General features: G+C 70.2%; 13 protein-coding genes. 2 read left to right on the plus strand and 11 right to left on the minus strand.

The annotated features are described in order from the left end of the window. Nucleotide 1: 1 nt before the first annotated feature. From ABD289_RS09435 to ABD289_RS09465, 7 genes are all read right to left on the minus strand, one after another. The gene (locus ABD289_RS09435) at nt 2-940 is read right to left on the minus strand and encodes a 3-hydroxyacyl-CoA dehydrogenase NAD-binding domain-containing protein (protein ID WP_344128865.1); all 939 of its coding nucleotides are present in this window, start codon (nt 938-940) and stop codon (nt 2-4) included. Continuing rightward, nucleotides 937-1,677 carry an acetoacetate decarboxylase gene (locus ABD289_RS09440; RefSeq protein WP_344128868.1) on the minus strand — a complete coding sequence of 247 codons (741 nt, stop codon included), beginning with the start codon at nt 1,675-1,677 and terminating at the stop codon, nt 937-939. The genes ABD289_RS09435 and ABD289_RS09440 overlap by 4 nt, the downstream gene beginning before the upstream one ends. Further along, nucleotides 1,674-2,447 carry a crotonase/enoyl-CoA hydratase family protein gene (locus ABD289_RS09445; protein WP_344128870.1) on the minus strand — a complete coding sequence of 258 codons (774 nt, stop codon included), beginning with the start codon at nt 2,445-2,447 and terminating at the stop codon, nt 1,674-1,676. Before ABD289_RS09445 ends, ABD289_RS09440 begins: the two co-directional genes overlap by 4 nt. Continuing rightward, nucleotides 2,444-3,631, minus strand: coding sequence for a CaiB/BaiF CoA transferase family protein (locus tag ABD289_RS09450; RefSeq protein ID WP_344128873.1), 1,188 nt, complete (start codon nt 3,629-3,631; stop codon nt 2,444-2,446). The genes ABD289_RS09445 and ABD289_RS09450 overlap by 4 nt, the downstream gene beginning before the upstream one ends. Before the next feature lie 129 nt (nt 3,632-3,760). Continuing rightward, a complete protein-coding gene (locus ABD289_RS09455) occupies nt 3,761-4,669 on the minus strand; it encodes a LysR family transcriptional regulator (RefSeq protein ID WP_344128875.1) in 909 nt (302 codons plus the stop codon). Nucleotides 4,670-4,832: 163 nt separating this feature from the next. Continuing rightward, nucleotides 4,833-6,053, minus strand: coding sequence for an ABC transporter permease (locus ABD289_RS09460; RefSeq protein ID WP_344128877.1), 1,221 nt, complete (start codon nt 6,051-6,053; stop codon nt 4,833-4,835). Continuing rightward, nucleotides 6,050-8,860 (minus strand): alpha/beta fold hydrolase, encoded by a 2,811-nt coding sequence (locus ABD289_RS09465; protein WP_344128879.1) that lies wholly within the window; start codon nt 8,858-8,860, stop codon nt 6,050-6,052. Before ABD289_RS09465 ends, ABD289_RS09460 begins: the two co-directional genes overlap by 4 nt. 533 nt (nt 8,861-9,393) lie before the next feature. On the opposite strand from ABD289_RS09465, the gene ABD289_RS09470 reads away from it, so the two are divergent. Beyond that, nucleotides 9,394-10,380, plus strand: coding sequence for a TerC family protein (locus ABD289_RS09470; protein WP_344129205.1), 987 nt, complete (start codon nt 9,394-9,396; stop codon nt 10,378-10,380). Between the two features lie 165 nt (nt 10,381-10,545). On the opposite strand, the gene ABD289_RS09475 is transcribed toward ABD289_RS09470, so the two are convergent. From ABD289_RS09475 to ABD289_RS09490, 4 genes are all read right to left on the minus strand, one after another. Next, entirely contained in the window at nt 10,546-11,151 is a 606-nt protein-coding gene (locus ABD289_RS09475; protein ID WP_344128881.1) for a TetR/AcrR family transcriptional regulator, read from the minus strand. Nucleotides 11,152-11,161: 10 nt separating this feature from the next. Then, a complete protein-coding gene (locus ABD289_RS09480) occupies nt 11,162-12,280 on the minus strand; it encodes an FAD-dependent monooxygenase (RefSeq protein WP_344128883.1) in 1,119 nt (372 codons plus the stop codon). A gap of 373 nt (nt 12,281-12,653) precedes the next feature. After that, nucleotides 12,654-13,310, minus strand: a complete 657-nt coding sequence (locus ABD289_RS09485; protein WP_344128885.1) for an RES family NAD+ phosphorylase — start codon at nt 13,308-13,310, stop codon at nt 12,654-12,656. Nucleotides 13,311-13,343: 33 nt separating this feature from the next. Next, a complete protein-coding gene (locus ABD289_RS09490; protein WP_344128887.1) occupies nt 13,344-13,931 on the minus strand; it encodes a DNA-binding protein in 588 nt (195 codons plus the stop codon). Between the two features lie 162 nt (nt 13,932-14,093). Between ABD289_RS09490 and ABD289_RS09495 the strand changes: the two genes are divergently transcribed. Next, the gene (locus ABD289_RS09495; protein ID WP_344129207.1) at nt 14,094-15,755 is read left to right on the plus strand and encodes a class I adenylate-forming enzyme family protein; all 1,662 of its coding nucleotides are present in this window, start codon (nt 14,094-14,096) and stop codon (nt 15,753-15,755) included. The last annotated feature ends 28 nt before the right edge of the window (nt 15,756-15,783 follow it).

Genomic DNA, 15,783 nt, shown 5'->3' on the forward strand with positions numbered 1-15,783 from the left:
GTCATTCCTCAGCGTTCAGAGCGTTGTTGATGGTGCTGTGCTTGCGGTCGCGCTGCCGGGCGCGCTCGATGTACGCGGATTCGCCGGTGCCGTAGGAGCTCTCGGTCTGCGCGACGATTTCGGCGATGGCCTCGTCGGTGAGCTCCGGCTCGCCCAGCTCCTGCCAGCGCTGCGCCATGCCCCGTCCGAGGTGCTCCATCATGTGCCGGATTCCGCCGGGGCCGCCGCCGAGGTGGAAGCTCTCGAACGGGCCGATCGTGGCGTAGCGGCCGCCGAGCGACGCCTTCATCACGGTGTCGAGCTCCTCGGCGGAGACGACGCCGCGCAGCACCAGCGAGACGGATTCGCGCATCACCGCGCTCTGCAGCCGGTTGGCGACGAAACCGGAAACCTCCTTGTGCAGCCGGACCGGTGTTTTGCCCAGCGCTCGGTAGAACTCGAACGCCTCGTTGGCCACCCGCTCGTCGGTGCGACCGCTCGGCACGATCTCGACCAGCGGTACGACCTGCGGCGGGTTGAACGGGTGCGCGATCAGCAGTCGCGCGGCCACCCGATCGGGCAGTTCGGCGGCGATGTCGCCCGCGACGATCCCGGAGCTGGAGGAGGCCAGCACCGCGTCCTGCGGGGCGTGCTCGGCGATCTCGGCGAACAACCGCTGCTTGAAGTCCAGCCGCTCAGGCCCGTTCTCCTGCACCAGATCGGCGGTCTCCACGGCCTTGGCCAAGTCCGGTGTGGTGGTGATCCGGGCGCGCAGCCGCTCGATCTCGGCGCCGGGAATGCTCTCGGCGAGCATCGGCAGCGCCGCGTCGACGGCCTCGTCCAGGTCCTCGCGCGGGTCGGTGATCCGGACCTCGATGTCGTTGGCCGCGAACAGCGCGGCCCAGGCGAGCCCGATCGTGCCCGCGCCGACCACGGCCGCGCTCGTCCATCGCGGACTCATGATTCCTCCAGGTAATCGTGCACGGGCTCGATTCCGGCCAGGGTGAGGTCGGTGACGATGTGGCTGGCCGAGACGACCTCGCGCACCGGCAGGTCGGCCAGCGGAGCCAGCGCGTGCTCGAACAGCTGCAACCGCGCGGGAGCGGTGTGGGCTTCCTTGACCGCGATGTCGGTGATCCGCGTGCGCACCAGCTCGGCGACCCGCGGCCGGTGGTGGTAGCCCGGGATGATCTTGAGCATGTAGGTGGGCACGGTGATCTGCGCCTCGGCCTCGCCGAGGTCCATGGGGAAGTGCTTGTAGCCCATGGTCGCGGTGGCCACCCGCTCGGCGCCGTAGTCGAGCGTGCCCACCAGCGCCGCGTGATCCACGCGCAGCGCGGGCTCGCCCATCACCTTCGGGTAGGCGCTGGCCTCCCGTCCGGCCGCGGTGGCCGGGAAGTTGTTCAGGTACATCGCGTGCAGGTACTCGCCCCGCTCCTCGCCGAAGCGGACCGGGATCGCCTGCCCGGCCTCGACGTACGGGCCGAACGAGGTCACCTCGCCCATCTTCATGACCTCGAACCGCACCAGCGGTTCGTGGAAGGTCAGCGGTTCGGGCACCACCGCGCGCAGCGCCTCGGCGTCGGTTCGGTAGACGATGTTGAGGTACTCGCGGTCGGTGAACCGCGCGACCGTCGGCGCGTAGGCGGGGGCGCCCAGGGGAGTGGTCAGGCTCTGCAGGATCTCGGTTCGGTTCATCGTCCCGTCCACTTCGGAGCGCGCTTCTCGGTGAAGGCGCGGACTCCTTCTGCGAAGTCCGCGGAGTCGCGCAGCGCCGCGTTCTGCTCGCGCTGCGCGGCGAAGGCCTCGGGTTCGGGCAGCCGGTCGGACAGTCGCGCGACCTGCTTGACCGCGGCCAGCGCGAGGGGAGCGTTGCCGGCCAGCTCGCCCGCCAGCTCCAGCGCGGCGGCCAGCGCCGCGCCGTCGGAGGCGACCTGGTTGACCAGGCCGAGTTCGCGGGCGCGGGCGGCCTCGATGCTGCGGCCGGTCAGCAGCAGCTCCATGGCCAGGTGATGCGGGATCCGCTTGGGCAGCCGGATCGCGCCGCCGCCGCCCGCGATGATGCCGCGCTTGACCTCCGGGAGCGCGAACTCCGCGCCGGAGGCGGCCACGATCAGATCGCAGGCCAGCGCCAGCTCGAAACCGCCGCCCATGGCGTAGCCCTCGACGGCGGCGATCAGCGGCTTGGTGGTGTCGGCCTCGGTCAGCCCGCCGAAACCGCGGTCTCCGGCGGTCGGGGACTCGCCTCGCGCCGCGGCCTTGAGGTCCATGCCGGCGCTGAACGTGCCCGCCGCGCCGGTGAGCACGCCGACGCGCAGCTCCGGGGTGTTGTCCAGCTCGTCGATGGCCGCGGCGATGCCCTGCGCGACATCTGCGTTGACGGCGTTGCGGGCCTCGGGCCGATTGATGGTGATGATCAGGGTGTGACCGGTGATCTCGGTCTGCACCGCGGTGTTCGGGGCGGTCATGCCGCATCCCCCTCTTCCTCGTTCGTCGCCAGTTCGGACAGCACGGCCTCGGTGTCCTGGCCCGGGATCGGCGGGTGCAGGCGGATCGAGGCGGGCGTGGCGGAGAAGTTCATCGGCACGCCGACGGGCCGGTAGCTGCCCTCGGTGGGATGCTCGGCGACGTCGAGGAGGTGGCCCTCCTGCACGTACGGGTCGTCGGCGGCCTCGTCGAGCTTGAGCACCGGTCCGACCGGGATGGACTTCTCGGTGCAGACCCGGATCCACTCGGCGGTGGTCAGGTTCGGGGTGACCGACTCGATCAGTTCGGCGAGGTCGCGACCGTCCCGGCGGCTGTCGATGAAATCGCCCGCGACCCGCGGGTCCTCGGCGAGATCGCTGCGGCCGGCGGCGGCGAACAGGTCGCGGAAGTTCTGCGGCGAGTACGGCATGATCATCGCCTGGCCGTCCTTGGTGGGCCGTGCGCGGTGGCCTTCGTTCATCGACAGCGCGAAGCCCGTCTCGCTCATCGGCGGGTCGTAGATCTGCCCCTGCAGGTGCTCGACCAGGTTGAACGCGAGCATCGTGTCGGCCATCGGGACCTCGACGAGCTGGCCCTGGCCGGTGGCGCGCTGGTGCACCAGCGCGGCCAGCGCCGAGTAGACGATCGTCAGCGCCGAGACCTTGTCCCCGAAGATGCTGGGCAGCACCACCGGCTTGCCGATGTCGCCCGCGCGCTGGGCCAGGTCGAGCAGCCCGGAGGCCGCTTGCACGGTTTCGTCGTAGGCGGCGAGGTTCGCGCGATCGGAGTCGGGCCGGAAGCCTTGCGCGTGCGCGTAGATCAGGTGCGGGTTGTCCGCGGCGAGGCTGTCGTAGTCCATGCCCAGCCTGCGCAGCGCGTTGATCCGCATGTTCGTGATCAGGATGTCCGCGCCGCCGATGAGCTCGCGGGCCTGCGCGGCCTCGTCCTCGTCCTTGAGGTTGAGGGCGACGCTGCGCTTGTTGCGGTTGACGTTCATCGCCAGCGGCGTCATGCCCGGGGTGCGGTGCAGCGTGCCGAACCGCGCGGTGTCCTTCGGCGACTCGATCTTGATCACGTCGGCTCCGAGGTCGCCGAGGATCTGGGCCGCGTACGGGCCCATCACCACCGTGGCCATGTCGATCACGCGAACACCGGCCAGCGGGCCGGGTTTTTCGGAGGAATTCATCACCACTCCTGGCGGGCGGGAAAGTTCCCGATTGAGTAATTAACTTCGCTAACTACATTAGGGCCGCGCAGGACGTGGGTGCAATTGATCAGTGCAACCGAATCGCGAACAATGGCGTGACCGCAGTGGTCACGCGGCCGGATCGACCAGGGCCGACTTCGCGGAATCGATGAGTTTTTGCAGGTCGGGCTGCTCCTGCGTGCGGTCGGAACGCCAGATCAGCCCGGTCGACAAGATCGGTGAGAAATCCTCGATGGGCAGGACCACGACGTCGCTCTCGCGCAGTTTGTGCATTCCGCTTTTCGGGTCGAGCATCGAAATGGCGAATGTCTCACCATTGGCCACGACCTCGGACGTGCTCGCGTAATCACCGGTATCCAACGTCATCCGGCGATGAATTCCGGCGGCCGACAGCCGCGCCTCCAGCTCGTCCCAGTAGTCCGGCAGCATCCGCGCGGCCGGGCGCACGTAGGTGAAGCCGGTCAGCTCGTGCAGCGCCACCGACCGGCGGCCGGCGAACTCCGCGGCGGGCAGCACCGCACCGAGCGGTTCGCGCATCAGCTCGAAGGACTCGATGCCCTCCGCGTGCACCGGCAGATGCACCAGCGCCATCGCCAGCTCGCCCCGCTGCACTCCGCTGAGCAGCTCGCGGCTGCCGCCCGGCCAGCGCTTGAGGTCGAGCGTCGGCGTGCAGGCCCGGGTGAACTCGGCGAGCCGCTCACGCAGGTCGGAGTGCAGTCCGGGCGGGACGCCCAGGTAGACCACCGGCCGGTGCGGGCTGATCTCCTCGCGCAACCGCCACGGGATGTCGTCGAAGCGACTGATCACATCGCGCGCGATCGGCAGCAGCGCGGCGCCCGACTCGGTGAGACCGACGTGATGCGAGTCCCGCTCGAACAGCGGCGTGCCGAGCTCGCGTTCGAGGTCGCGCACCCGCTGGCTCAGCGGCGAGGTGGCCATGTGCAGCTTGCGCGCGGCGCCGGAGAAGCTCAGGTTCTCCGCCACGGCCACGAAGTACCGCAGGTGGAAAATCTCCATCGCCCGACGACATTACGCCGGGTAGCGGCGAACCTCGCCTCGTGGCCTGTGGGAACTCCGGAGGGGGCGGCCGAGCCGTGTTTTCAGGTGCGGGACTCAGCTCGCACCGCCGCTCAGGCTCGGCTCCCCGCACCGCCCAGCGATGCGCGCACCTCAGCAGGAACTAGCTCGTGATGTCCTTGCGGTGGAAGCGCCAGAGCGCGAGCGTGACGAACACCGCGGCGAAGGACAGGGCCGAGAAGCAGCCGTTGACCATCGCGCTGTAGTCGATGTCCCGGCCGAACAGGTCTGCGTAGGCCGTGGCGAAGTGCGTGGGCAGGTACCTGCGCAGCTCGCCGAGCGCGCTGATCTGGTTGAGGATCTGCGACAGGATCGATACCAGGACCGCACCGCCGACCGCGCCCAGCGGGGCGTCGGTGGTCACGCTCAGCCACATCGCCAGCGCGGCCACCCAGGACAGGTGCACCGCCAGGTAGACCGCAGCGGCCATCACCATCACGAGCCCGCGCAGGAACGACAGCGACTCGCCGGTGGGCGAGACGAGCGGTCCGGTGCCGAACCAGAACACCCCCACGGCCAGCGCCGTGCCGGTCAGCAGCACCAGGGCCAGAACCGACAGGAACGCGGCGACCTTGGCCTTCTGCCGCAGCAACCGCAGTCGCGGGACCGGGGCCGACAGCAGGTACTTCAGGCTCGACCAGGACGCCTCGCTGGCGACCGTGTCGCCGAAGAACAGCGCCACCACCACGACCAGCAGGAAGCTCGTCGAGGCGTAGAGGGTGAACACCGCGAAGTTCAGGCCGCTCGAGGTGGCGATGTCGGCGTAGCTCCGGCCGCCGTTCGGCCCCCCGTCGCCCAACTGGAACGCGCCCACCAGCAGCAGCGGCAGCAACAGCAGGAAGCCCAGGGTCAGCCAGGTGCGCCGCCTGCGCAGCTGGCGGGCCAGCTCGACGCGCAGCGGCAGCGTGTTCTTGGCGCGGTAGCCCTCGACGCTGCCGTCCGGCTGGGCGAGGCCGTACCCGGGCGTGCGGACCACCGCCGCGTCGGTGCCGTCGACCACCTCGACGGCCGTTCCCGCGTCGGCGTCCCCGGTGTCCGGGTGGTCCTCGGCGCGGGCGTCCGGGCGTTCGTCGTCGAGCGCGCCGGCGTCCTCGGTGTCCCCGTCGGCCGAACCCGCGGCGGCCGGGGATTCGGCTCCCGGCGCGTCCGCATTGGTGGCGCGGGCACCAGCCCCGTCGACGTCGTCGGTGCCGCGGCGGTCGTCCTCGTCGGGATCGGGTCCGTCGACGTCGTCGAGATCCGGATCCTCGTAGTCCTTGAGGTCGATGCCGTCGAGATCGATGTCCTCGGGTGCGTGGCGAGCCGGTTCGTTGGGTTCGTTCACCGCTGTTCCTCCCCGACCAGCTGCAAGAAAGCGTCCTCCAAGCGTCGTCGCGGTCCGACCTGGTGCACCGCGACCCCCGCGTCGACCAGCACGGCGACCAGCACCGATGCCTGGTGCCCGGCCAGGTCGACGTGCACGTCGTTGCCCTCGGGCTCGACGCGGCCGAGGCCCTCGACCGTGTTCAGCGCGATGGCGGCGTTCCTCGGGTCGTCGACCACGAAGGTCACCTCGCCGTCGACAGCGGTGATCTCCTCGACCGTGCCCGCGGCGGCCACCTTCCCACCGTGCATGACCACCACGTGCGTGCAGGTCTGCTCGACCTCGCTCAGCAGGTGGCTGGAGATCAGCACCGATCGTCCGGTGGAGGCGTAGCGGCGCAGGATCGCGCGCATCTGGTGGATCTGCGGCGGATCCAGCCCGTTGGTGGGTTCGTCCAGCACCAGCAGCTCCGGCAGGCCCAGCATGGCCTGGGCGATCGCCAGGCGCTGCTTCATGCCCTGGCTGTAGGAGCGCACCTTGCGCTTGGCCGCGGTGTCCAGACCGGCGATCTGCAGCACCTCGTCGAGGTGGGCCTGCAGCATCGGGCGGCCGGTGGCGGCCCAGTAGTAGCGCAGGTTGTCCAGACCGGACAGGTGCGGCAGGAAGCCCGGTGCCTCCACCAGCGCGCCGACCCGGGACAGCACCGGGGCGCCCGCGGTGACCTTGTGGCCGAACAGCCGGATCTGGCCCTTGTTCGGGCGCAGCAGTCCCAGCATCATCCGCAGCGCGGTGGTCTTGCCCGCGCCGTTGGGGCCGAGCAACCCGACGATCTGGCCGCGCTCGACCCGCATCGACAGGTCCGTCACGGCGTCCTTCTTGTCCGGGTAGGACTTGCGCAGTCCGTCGATCGCCAGGGGCGTGTCCACCAGCTGCGGGTCGACCTCGTCGTGGAACCGCCTCCGGACCAGCGAGACCAGCCACACCAACAGCGCCAGCAGGAAGACCATCCCGATCCCGACCAGCGGGGCGACCGGCACGGTTCCGGAGCTGGAAGCGGTGGCGTGCACCGAGGGCACCGACAGCTCCCGGTCGCCCGCCAGGCCGACGCGGTGCACCGAGGCCTCGCTCGGCAGCTTGTAGGCCTGATCGGTCGTCGAGACCGCCAGCTCCACCCGATGCCCGGTCTCCAGCGGATGCACCAGGCCGGGAAGCGACACATCCACTTCGACGGGCTTGCCGTCGGCGGGCAGGTTCGTCACCCGCAGCGGCGAGACCGTGTTGCCGAGCAGCGTGCGCTGCCCGTTCGGACCGACGTCGTAGAGCTTGGCGAACAGCACCGCGTCCGAGCTCGTCGGCTGCCCCCGCACGGCGGAGACCGCCAGCCGGGTGCGCGGGGTGCCGGAGATCGTCAGCGGCGACTCCAGCGGCTCGGTGCGGAACGTGGCGACCTGGCCGGGCAGATCGCGCGGCAGGTCCTGCCCGAGGCTGCCCGCCGCGTCCAGCACCTTGCCCGCCCCGGGCAGCGAGGTGGTCGCCGCGGGTGACCCGCCCGGTGGGTTGATCACCGGGGTCGGTTCGCCGGTCAGCTCCAGCCCGTAGCGAGGAGTGCGGGTGGAGGCCACGCCCGGGTAGGTGGGCGAGGTCATCGTGCGCACCGGTACCTCGCCGTCGCGCTGCGGCCTGCCCGCGATGTCGAACTGGAACGCGGTGCCCGGGTCCGGAACCGGCGGCACGCCACCGAGGTGGAAGGCGAACCAGTCGGCGATCTGCCCGCGCAGCTCGGCGTCCGGCGGGTTGCCGTCGTGGCCGCCTGCGAACCAGACGGTCTTGACCTTGCCGCCGGCGCGGGCGATCTGGCGCGCGTTGGCGTCGGCCTGGTCCAGGCCGAACAGGGTGTCCTTCTCGCCCTGCACCAGCAGGGTCGGCACGTCGACCCGGGAGTTGTAGGTCTTCGGGGAGACCCGGTCGAGCAGGTCGCGGGTCGGCTTGGTCGCGGTGCCGTCCTGGGCGATGTCCGAGTAGGCCGCGCACACCTCCGCCGTGAAGTTCCCGCAGGTCAGGGATTGCTGAGCCCCCGGAGGGCCGTCACCGGCGAACCGCTGGGGCCGCTGGGCCGGAGGTCGCGGGGCGCCGCCCGAGGAGAACAGCATGCCCGCCCAGGTCTGCTTGAACACCCCGTCGTCGGTTCCCGCGCCGTCGGCGGGAGTCAGCCCGCGGATGTGCTGCCGGGTGGCGTTGTTCGGCAGCAGCGCCTGGCCGAGGTCGTTGTAGGTCATCGTCGGCGCGATCGCGTCCACGCGCGGATCGGTTCCGGCCAGCATCAGTGCCAGGGCTCCGCCGTAGGAACCACCGGTGACGCCGACGCGCGGGTCGCCGTCGTGGTCGCGCTGCACCTCCGGCTGGCGGGCCAGCCAGTCCAGCAGCTGCCGGGCGTCGGCGACCTCGTAGTCCGGATGGTTGAGCGCGATCTTTCCGGTGCTGCGCCCGAAGCCGCGCGCCGAGTAGGTGAGCACGGTGAAACCGCGCCCGACGAGCTCGCGCGCCTGCGCGGCCGTGTCGTCCTTGCTGCCGCCGAAGCCGTGCGCCAGCAGGATCGCCGGTGCCGGGGTCTCGACCGGCGCGTAGAGGGTGACGTCGATCTGCACCCGCTGCCGGTGCTGCGGGCCGTCGAGCACGTCGACCATGGCCGCCCGCGGTTTCGGTGCCGGAGTCGTCTCGGGCTGCGAGTGGATCCGGCCGGTCCACAGCAGTGCCCCGAGCGCGACGAGCGCCACGCAGATCAGGGCGAGCAGGACCAGGCCGGTGCGGCGTCGGGGCGAGGTGGACACGCCGTCGACACTAGGTGACCGAGGCGGCGCCGGATGACTCCGAACGCCGCGCAAGACAAGAAGCTTATGAAGCAGAGACCAAAGTGCAATCCGGCAAGTGAGAATGTGCTTTCGATCACGCTGCGTAGTCGAAATTCGGTGATCTGGAACACCCGGATAACGGTCGGCGGCTCGTGTCGAGACAGATCGGCGAGATCGCAATAACCCGGATCGGTCAGCGCGGCTCGCTGCGATTGCTGCCACCAGCGGTGCCACTTAGGTTCGATCTGTGCGCGGCGGTGCCGGTGGTCACCCTGCCTGGCCTTCGTCCCTGGGCATAAGTGACAATCTTGACGTGGTGGAGGGGAGTATTCCTTCGCGGCGGTATCGTCATCACGGAACTTGCCAGGTCAAGCCCGGTGCTGCCGACTGATCACATTGATCGGTGGAAGAGACCTCCGGTCCCGGACGTGTACGCCCTGAACCGGAGGTGATCCATGGGTGCCGACCTGATGCTGCGCGCAGCACAACCCGCGCAGTCCGCTGTCGACACGATGCACGTACCGCTGTGGGTGTGGCTTGCCACGCTCGGCGGATTGGCGTTGTTGCTGCTGCTCGATCTGGTGATCGTCGACCGCAAACCGCACGAGGTGACCACCGGCGAAGCCGCGAAGTGGGTCACCTTCTACATCGCTTGCGCGATCCTGTTCGGCCTCGGTGTCTGGCTGTTCGGTGACGCGCACTTCGCGATCCAGTACTTCACCGGTTACATCACCGAGTACTCGCTCAGCGTCGACAACCTGTTCATCTTCATGGTGATCATGTCGAGCTTCGCGGTGCCCTCGATCCACCAGCACAAGGTGCTGCTCATCGGGATCCTGCTGGCACTGCTGATGCGCGGTGCCTTCATCGCCGTGGGCGCGGCGCTGATCGCGAAGTTCGTCTGGGTGTTCTTCATCTTCGGCGGATTCCTGCTGTGGACCGCGTTCAGCATGATCCGCCACAAGGACGATGACGAGGAGTACAAGGAGAACGCCGTCGTTCGCTGGGTGCGCAAGTTCTTCCCGGTGACCGAGGACTACCACGGCGCCAAGTCCACGACGAAGATCGACGGCAAGCGCTACCTGACGCCGATGTTCGTGGTCATCGTGGCCATCGGCAGTGCCGACCTGCTGTTCGCGGTGGACTCCATCCCGGCGATCTTCGGCATCACGCAGGACCCGTTCCTGGTCTTCGCCGCCAACGCGTTCGCGCTGATGGGTCTGCGCCAGCTGTACTTCCTGCTCGGCGGCCTGGTCGACAAGCTGGTCTACCTGTCGCTGGGGCTGGCCGTCATCCTCGCCTTCATCGGCGTCAAGCTGGTCATCCACGCGCTGCACGAGTACCACGCGGTGCCGGAGTGGCTGGACATCAACAACTGGATGTCGCTCGGCGTGATCGTGGTCGTGCTGGCCGTCACGACCTTCGCCAGCCTCGCCAAGTCCAAGAAGGACGCGGCGGTCGAGGACAACGACACCGATTCCGAGGCCAACAAGGCCTGATCCGAATCGAGCCGCGCCCTCCCGGGTCACCCGGGAGGGCGCAGTCGTGTCCGGTGCCTGGTCCGGGCTTCCGTTGGTTCCGATGCTGTTGATCGCTTCCGCGGCGATCGGAGAATCGCCCAGCTCGTGCGGCTGCCCAGAAGGGGACCAGGTCGACGCGGGGCCTCAGGTGCCGTGCGTGGCGCGGATGCCGGCGAGCACCACGTTGGTCACTCGTGCGGCGTCGGCGCGGGTGAACGCGCGGGGCCCGCGGGTGACGAACAGCTGGACGGGTCCGGCGAGCATCTCGGCGAGGAAGGAGCTCTCGACCGGCGGCAGCTCCGCGCGCTCGATCGCCGTCTTCAGGCGGTGCTCGAGAATGCTCAGGCGTCGTTCGAAGACCTCGTCGACGATGGCCCGCAGCTCGGGGTCCTCGCGCGCCGAGGCCACCACGGTCAGCAGCGCCCGTCCTTGGGTGCTCGCGGTGGCCGCGGCGAGGGCTTCGAGGAAGTCGACGAGGTCGGCCTCGATGTCGCCCGAGTCCTGCAGCGGCGCGACGTCGGCGCCGAAGGTGGTGAGCGCGTCGGCGACCAGCGCGCTGCGGTCGGGCCAGTTGCGGTAGACGCTGGTCTTGTTGACCTCGGCGAGCTCGGCGACCTGGTCGTAGCGCAGCCCGCCGATCCCGTCGCGGGCGATCAGCTCGGTGGCGGCCTCGAGGATCCGGCGCCGCACCCGGGCGGTGCGACCGCCTGGGCGGCGGGCCGGGTTTCGCGTGCTTCCGTCCTCGGCCATGGCAGGCAGCCTACAGCGGCTGCGCCGCGCGCAGCCGTGCGTTTCGCGCCTCGATGGCTTCCCAGGTCGCGGGGACCACGAGGTCGGCCCCGCCGTGCGCGAACTCCTGTGCCGCCGCCGCGCGGGGGCGCTCGCGCTGCTCGTAGGCGCTGAAGGCCGCCTCGACGTCGTCGCCGTGGCGACCGAGTTCCTCGGCGAGCGTCCACGCACCGAGCAGTGCCAGCGAGGTTCCGCGCCCGGCCATCGGGGTCGCGCAGTGCGCGGCGTCCCCGATCAGCACGACCCGTCCCAGGTGCCAGGTCGGCATGTGGATCTGGGCGATCGCGTCGAAGTAGAGCTCGGGGTCGCTTTTGGCGGTCTCGAGCAGTTCGGGGACCTTCCAGTCCTCGATCCCGGTGAAGGCCTCGGTCAGGATGCGCTTCTGAACGGCCAGGTCGTGGTGGTCGTGGTCGATCGGCTCGGACCGGAACTCGAAGATGGCCAGTGCCTCGTCGCGATAGCGGGCCACGCCGGCCATGCGCCCCGGCAGGTTGAGGATCTCCGACTCGCGGGCGCCGCCGGACATCGCCTGGCCGGGCGCGTCCGCGATCGCGACGTAGACCCCGAGGGGCTCGCTGAACTCCTCCTCCGGGCCGAAGACCAGCCGTCGCACCGCCGAGTGCGCCCCGTCGGCGCCGATGACGACGTCGTAGGAGGTCTCGCGGCCGGAGGCGAAGGTGACCGCGACCCGGTCCCCGTGGTCGACCAGCGTCGCGATGGACTCCGCGAAGCGCAGGTCGACCGGCTCGGGCAGGGCCTGTCGCAGGACGGTCATGAGGTCCTCGCGGGGGAGCTCGATGTCCTCCGAGCTCTCGTTGATCTCCTGCGTCGCCAGGGAGGCGACCGTCGTGCCGGACCGGTCGACGAACTTCGTCCGCTCGGTCATCGTGATCCGCCGCTCGCGCACCGCGTCCAGGATGCCCATCCGCTCGGCCGCTTCGAGCGCGTCGCCGCGCACGTCGATGGGGGAGCCGTTGACGCGCAGGTGGTCCGCCCGCTCCACGATCTCCACCGCGTGCCCGGCCCGCGCGAGGTCGATGCCCGCGCACAGCCCAGCCGCGCCGCCGCCGCTGACCAGGATCTTCATCATGTCTCCTCTCGAGCCCCGTGCCGTGCATCTACCGGCGCGGCATCTAAAGCAACAATACGTTGCTTTTAGGGTTGGCGCTAGGGAGCTCGGGTGGACCCGGGCTTGCCGTGACAGCGATCTCATCGGATGCCGCGGCGGCGGGAGCGCGACCGACGTCGGGCATCGACCGCGGGGAGGCGAAGCGGCCAGCGGTGCGAAGCCCGCGAACCAGCGGGCTTCTCGGTGGCGCCCCCGGAGGGTGAGGTGGCGGGCTTCTCGGCGGCGACGGTCCATTCCTCCCGTCGCCCGGGTCGGCCGGGCGGGGCGGGCCGCCGCGGTTCGGAGCGGCTTCCGTCGTTCGGGCGCCGCCAGTCGGTGCCCGGTGAGCGCCCTGCTAGTCCAGCAGGGTGTAGCTGAGCTCCTGGCACACGCGTCCGAGCGGCACGTCCAGGCCGGGGTGGTTCAGCGGCAGCAGGACGTCCGGTTCCTCGGGCAGTGCGGTGACCGCCGGTGGGTCCCACAGGCACAGCGACGGCTTGCCCGCGTCCATCGAGGAGCGGTACCAGAGCCCGTCGAGCTCCGGGTAGGCCGCGCGGATCCCGCGCGCCCACGCCTGGGAACGGGCCTTCGGGCCGCTGCTGATGGCCTGGGAGGCGCCTGCCCGGGTCGGCCACAGGCCGGTCAGGTCCAGCAACCGCAGCGTTCGGCGCGGGCGGAACAGCACCAGGTGCGGCTCGCGGGTGCTCCGGTCCACTGTGGAGCTGGCCTGGAAGACCTCGGCGATGCAGGTCTGCACCGACATCGAGAAGTACAGCACCCCGTGCTCGCGAGTGACCGTCGGACCGCCCTGGGAGTTCGGCAGGTGCGGGTCGAAGCGGGCGTGCGGCAGCGGACCGGCGTAGCGGAAGCTGTTCCACTCCTGCGGGTGGCTACCGCCGGCGGTGAACACGCGCGCCAGCCGGGTGCCGGCGGGCACCGCGATGACGTCTTCGGTGCGGCGCAGCATCGCCTGTAGCGCTGCGGGCACAGGCGGCTGGGGGAGCCGTGCCATGGAGGTCCCGGTGGATCGGTGGTGTGCGGGCGGTCAGGCGGGCGTGCCGATGGTGGCGGCGAGTTCGGCCACTCGCTGTGGGTCGCCACCGGCCAGCAGCCACTCGCGCGGGCTCACCGGTTTGTCGCCGATCTCGAGTTCTTCCTGCGGGGTGGTCATGAAGTTCGCCAGCACCAGGGCAGGCTGGTCGGCGGGCATCAAGGGCAGCACGGCGTCCAGGCCTGGCAGCACGTCGGTGTCGCCGAACTGCCAGGCGGGCAGCCGCCAGCCGCCGCGATCCTTCCAGCCGAGCAGCCGGTGTTCGCCGATGCGGTGCCGGATGCGGCTGGTGTCCACCCCGATGCGCTCGGCGGCCTGCTGGACCGAGAGCGCGGTGTCGCGCAGCACCGCCTGCTCGGCGACGGTGCGCGCGCGGGGGTCGGCTTCGGTGCGCCCGAGCTCGGTGAGATCCAGGCCCGCGTCGCTGAGCGCGCGTCGTTCGTCCTCGGTGAAGTGCGAGGCCGGGTCGGCCTGGGGCGAGGTGAGTCTCTTGGCCGCGTCCTCGACGAGGGACAGGAACTCGCCGGCCGTGACCTGCAACCCGGCCCGGGCCAGCACGTTTTCCAGCGCGGCTGACGACATGGCGCAAGCATAACCCCTCGCGGGCCTGGTCGTGCGGATTCGTGCGGGCGGGTGAAACGCGAGTGACGGATGCGGCGAATTCCGCGGGGGCTTGACGCGGTCGGGCCGGGCACCGTTGACTGAACGTACCGACTGGTCGGTCTCAACGTGGAGGTGGGCGTGTTGAGCAGTGTGTACGACGAACGGCCGTGGAAGGCCCTTTACGACGGTGACATCCCGGCCGAGATCGAGCCGCGGTTCGACAACATGCTCGACGTGTTCGCCGCCGCGGTGCGCGACGATCCGGATGGCACCGCGCTGACGTATTTCGACGGGAGCGTGACCTTCGCCGAGCTCGACGAGCTCAGCAGCGGACTGGCCTGCTATCTCGCCGAGCGGGGTTTGGCTGGCGGCGATCGGATGGCCGTCTACCTGCAGAACGTCCCGCAGTTCGCGGTCGCGGTGCTGGCGGGCTGGAAGGCCGGAGCCATCGTGGTGCCGCTCAACCCGATGTACCGGGTGCGCGAGCTGACCAAGATCCTCGGTGATGCTCAGCCGCACGTGGTGGTGTCCTCGGAGAAGGGCTGGCACGAGGTGCTCGGCGACGTCGCGCGGGAGCTCGGGATCGGCACCGCGATCACCACCAGCGAACTCGACGTGCAGACCCGCCACGACCCGCGGTTGTTCGCGGCCTCCGAGCGCAAGCCCGCCACCGGGTGCGCGGACCTGCTGTCGGTGGCGCGGGCGCACGCCGGGCAGCAGCCGCCCGCGGTGTCGGTGTCCGGCGACGACCTGGCGCTGCTGGTGTACACCTCGGGGACCAGCGGGGTGCCCAAGGGTGCGACCAACACCCACGCCAACGTCACGTTCAACTCCGAGGGCATGCGGGTGCGCCTGGAGAACGAGGGGCCGGGCGGGATCTTCGCGCTGGCGCCGCTGTTCCACATCACCGGGCTGGTCTGCCAGTTCGGCGCCGCGCTGGCCGCCGGGCGGCAGCTCAACCTGTCCTACCGCTTCGAACCGGGCGTGGTGCTGGACACGCTCGCCGAGCACCGGCCCGCCTACATGATCGGCCCGTCCACGGCCTACATGGCGTTGATGAACCACCCGGACGTCACACCGGAGCACTTCGCCTCGCTGCGGATGGTCTACTCCGGCGGCGCGCCGCTGCCCTCGGCGGTGGTGGAGTCCTTCCGGCAGCGCTTCGGCCACTACATCCGCAACGGCTACGGCCTCACCGAGACCACCGCGACCGCGACCTCGGTACCGGTGCACCGCGAAGCCCCGGTCGACGAGTCCTCCGGCACGCTCAGCGTCGGGATCCCGACCTACAACACGGTGCTGCGCATCGTCGACGAGAACGGCGCCGATCTGCCCCCGGGCGAGGTCGGTGAGATCGTCATCGAGGGCCCGATGGTGGTGCCCGCCTACTGGAACAAGCCCGAGGAGACCGCGCAGGGCATCCGCAACGGCGCGCTGCACACCGGCGATGTCGGGTTCATGGACGCGCAGGGCTGGTTCTACGTGGTCGACCGCAAGAAGGACATGATCAACGCCTCCGGCTTCAAGGTCTGGCCCCGCGAGGTCGAGGACGTCCTCTACAACCACCCGGCCGTGCGCGAAGCCGCCGTGGTCGGCGTGCCGGACGCCTACCGGGGCGAGACGGTGAAGGCCTTCGTCAGCCTCGCGCACGAGGCCGAAGCCGATGCCGAGGACCTCGTGGAGTACTGCAAGGTGCAGCTCGCCGCCTACAAGTACCCGCGCGAGATCGACATCCTCGACGAGCTGCCCAAGACCGCGACCGGCAAGATCCTGCGCCGCGAACTCCGCGACGCGCCGAAGTGACCGCACCACCCGGAAAGGTTGAACCGAA

Source organism: Saccharopolyspora halophila (genome assembly GCF_039531955.1).
GTDB lineage: Bacteria > Actinomycetota > Actinomycetes > Mycobacteriales > Pseudonocardiaceae > Saccharopolyspora > Saccharopolyspora halophila.

What these genes read in the sequence shown, in the direction of transcription:
- ABD289_RS09435 (WP_344128865.1), bottom strand. Translation starts at nt 940, where the DNA reads ATGAGTCCGCGATGGACGAGCGCGGCCGTGGTCGGCGCGGGCACGATC.
- ABD289_RS09440 (WP_344128868.1), bottom strand. Translation starts at nt 1,677, where the DNA reads ATGAACCGAACCGAGATCCTGCAGAGCCTGACCACTCCCCTGGGCGCC.
- ABD289_RS09445 (WP_344128870.1), bottom strand. Translation starts at nt 2,447, where the DNA reads ATGACCGCCCCGAACACCGCGGTGCAGACCGAGATCACCGGTCACACC.
- ABD289_RS09450 (WP_344128873.1), bottom strand. Translation starts at nt 3,631, where the DNA reads ATGAATTCCTCCGAAAAACCCGGCCCGCTGGCCGGTGTTCGCGTGATC.
- ABD289_RS09455 (WP_344128875.1), bottom strand. Translation starts at nt 4,669, where the DNA reads ATGGAGATTTTCCACCTGCGGTACTTCGTGGCCGTGGCGGAGAACCTG.
- ABD289_RS09470 (WP_344129205.1), top strand. Translation starts at nt 9,394, where the DNA reads ATGCACGTACCGCTGTGGGTGTGGCTTGCCACGCTCGGCGGATTGGCG.
- ABD289_RS09475 (WP_344128881.1), bottom strand. Translation starts at nt 11,151, where the DNA reads ATGGCCGAGGACGGAAGCACGCGAAACCCGGCCCGCCGCCCAGGCGGT.
- ABD289_RS09480 (WP_344128883.1), bottom strand. Translation starts at nt 12,280, where the DNA reads ATGATGAAGATCCTGGTCAGCGGCGGCGGCGCGGCTGGGCTGTGCGCG.
- ABD289_RS09485 (WP_344128885.1), bottom strand. Translation starts at nt 13,310, where the DNA reads ATGGCACGGCTCCCCCAGCCGCCTGTGCCCGCAGCGCTACAGGCGATG.
- ABD289_RS09490 (WP_344128887.1), bottom strand. Translation starts at nt 13,931, where the DNA reads ATGTCGTCAGCCGCGCTGGAAAACGTGCTGGCCCGGGCCGGGTTGCAG.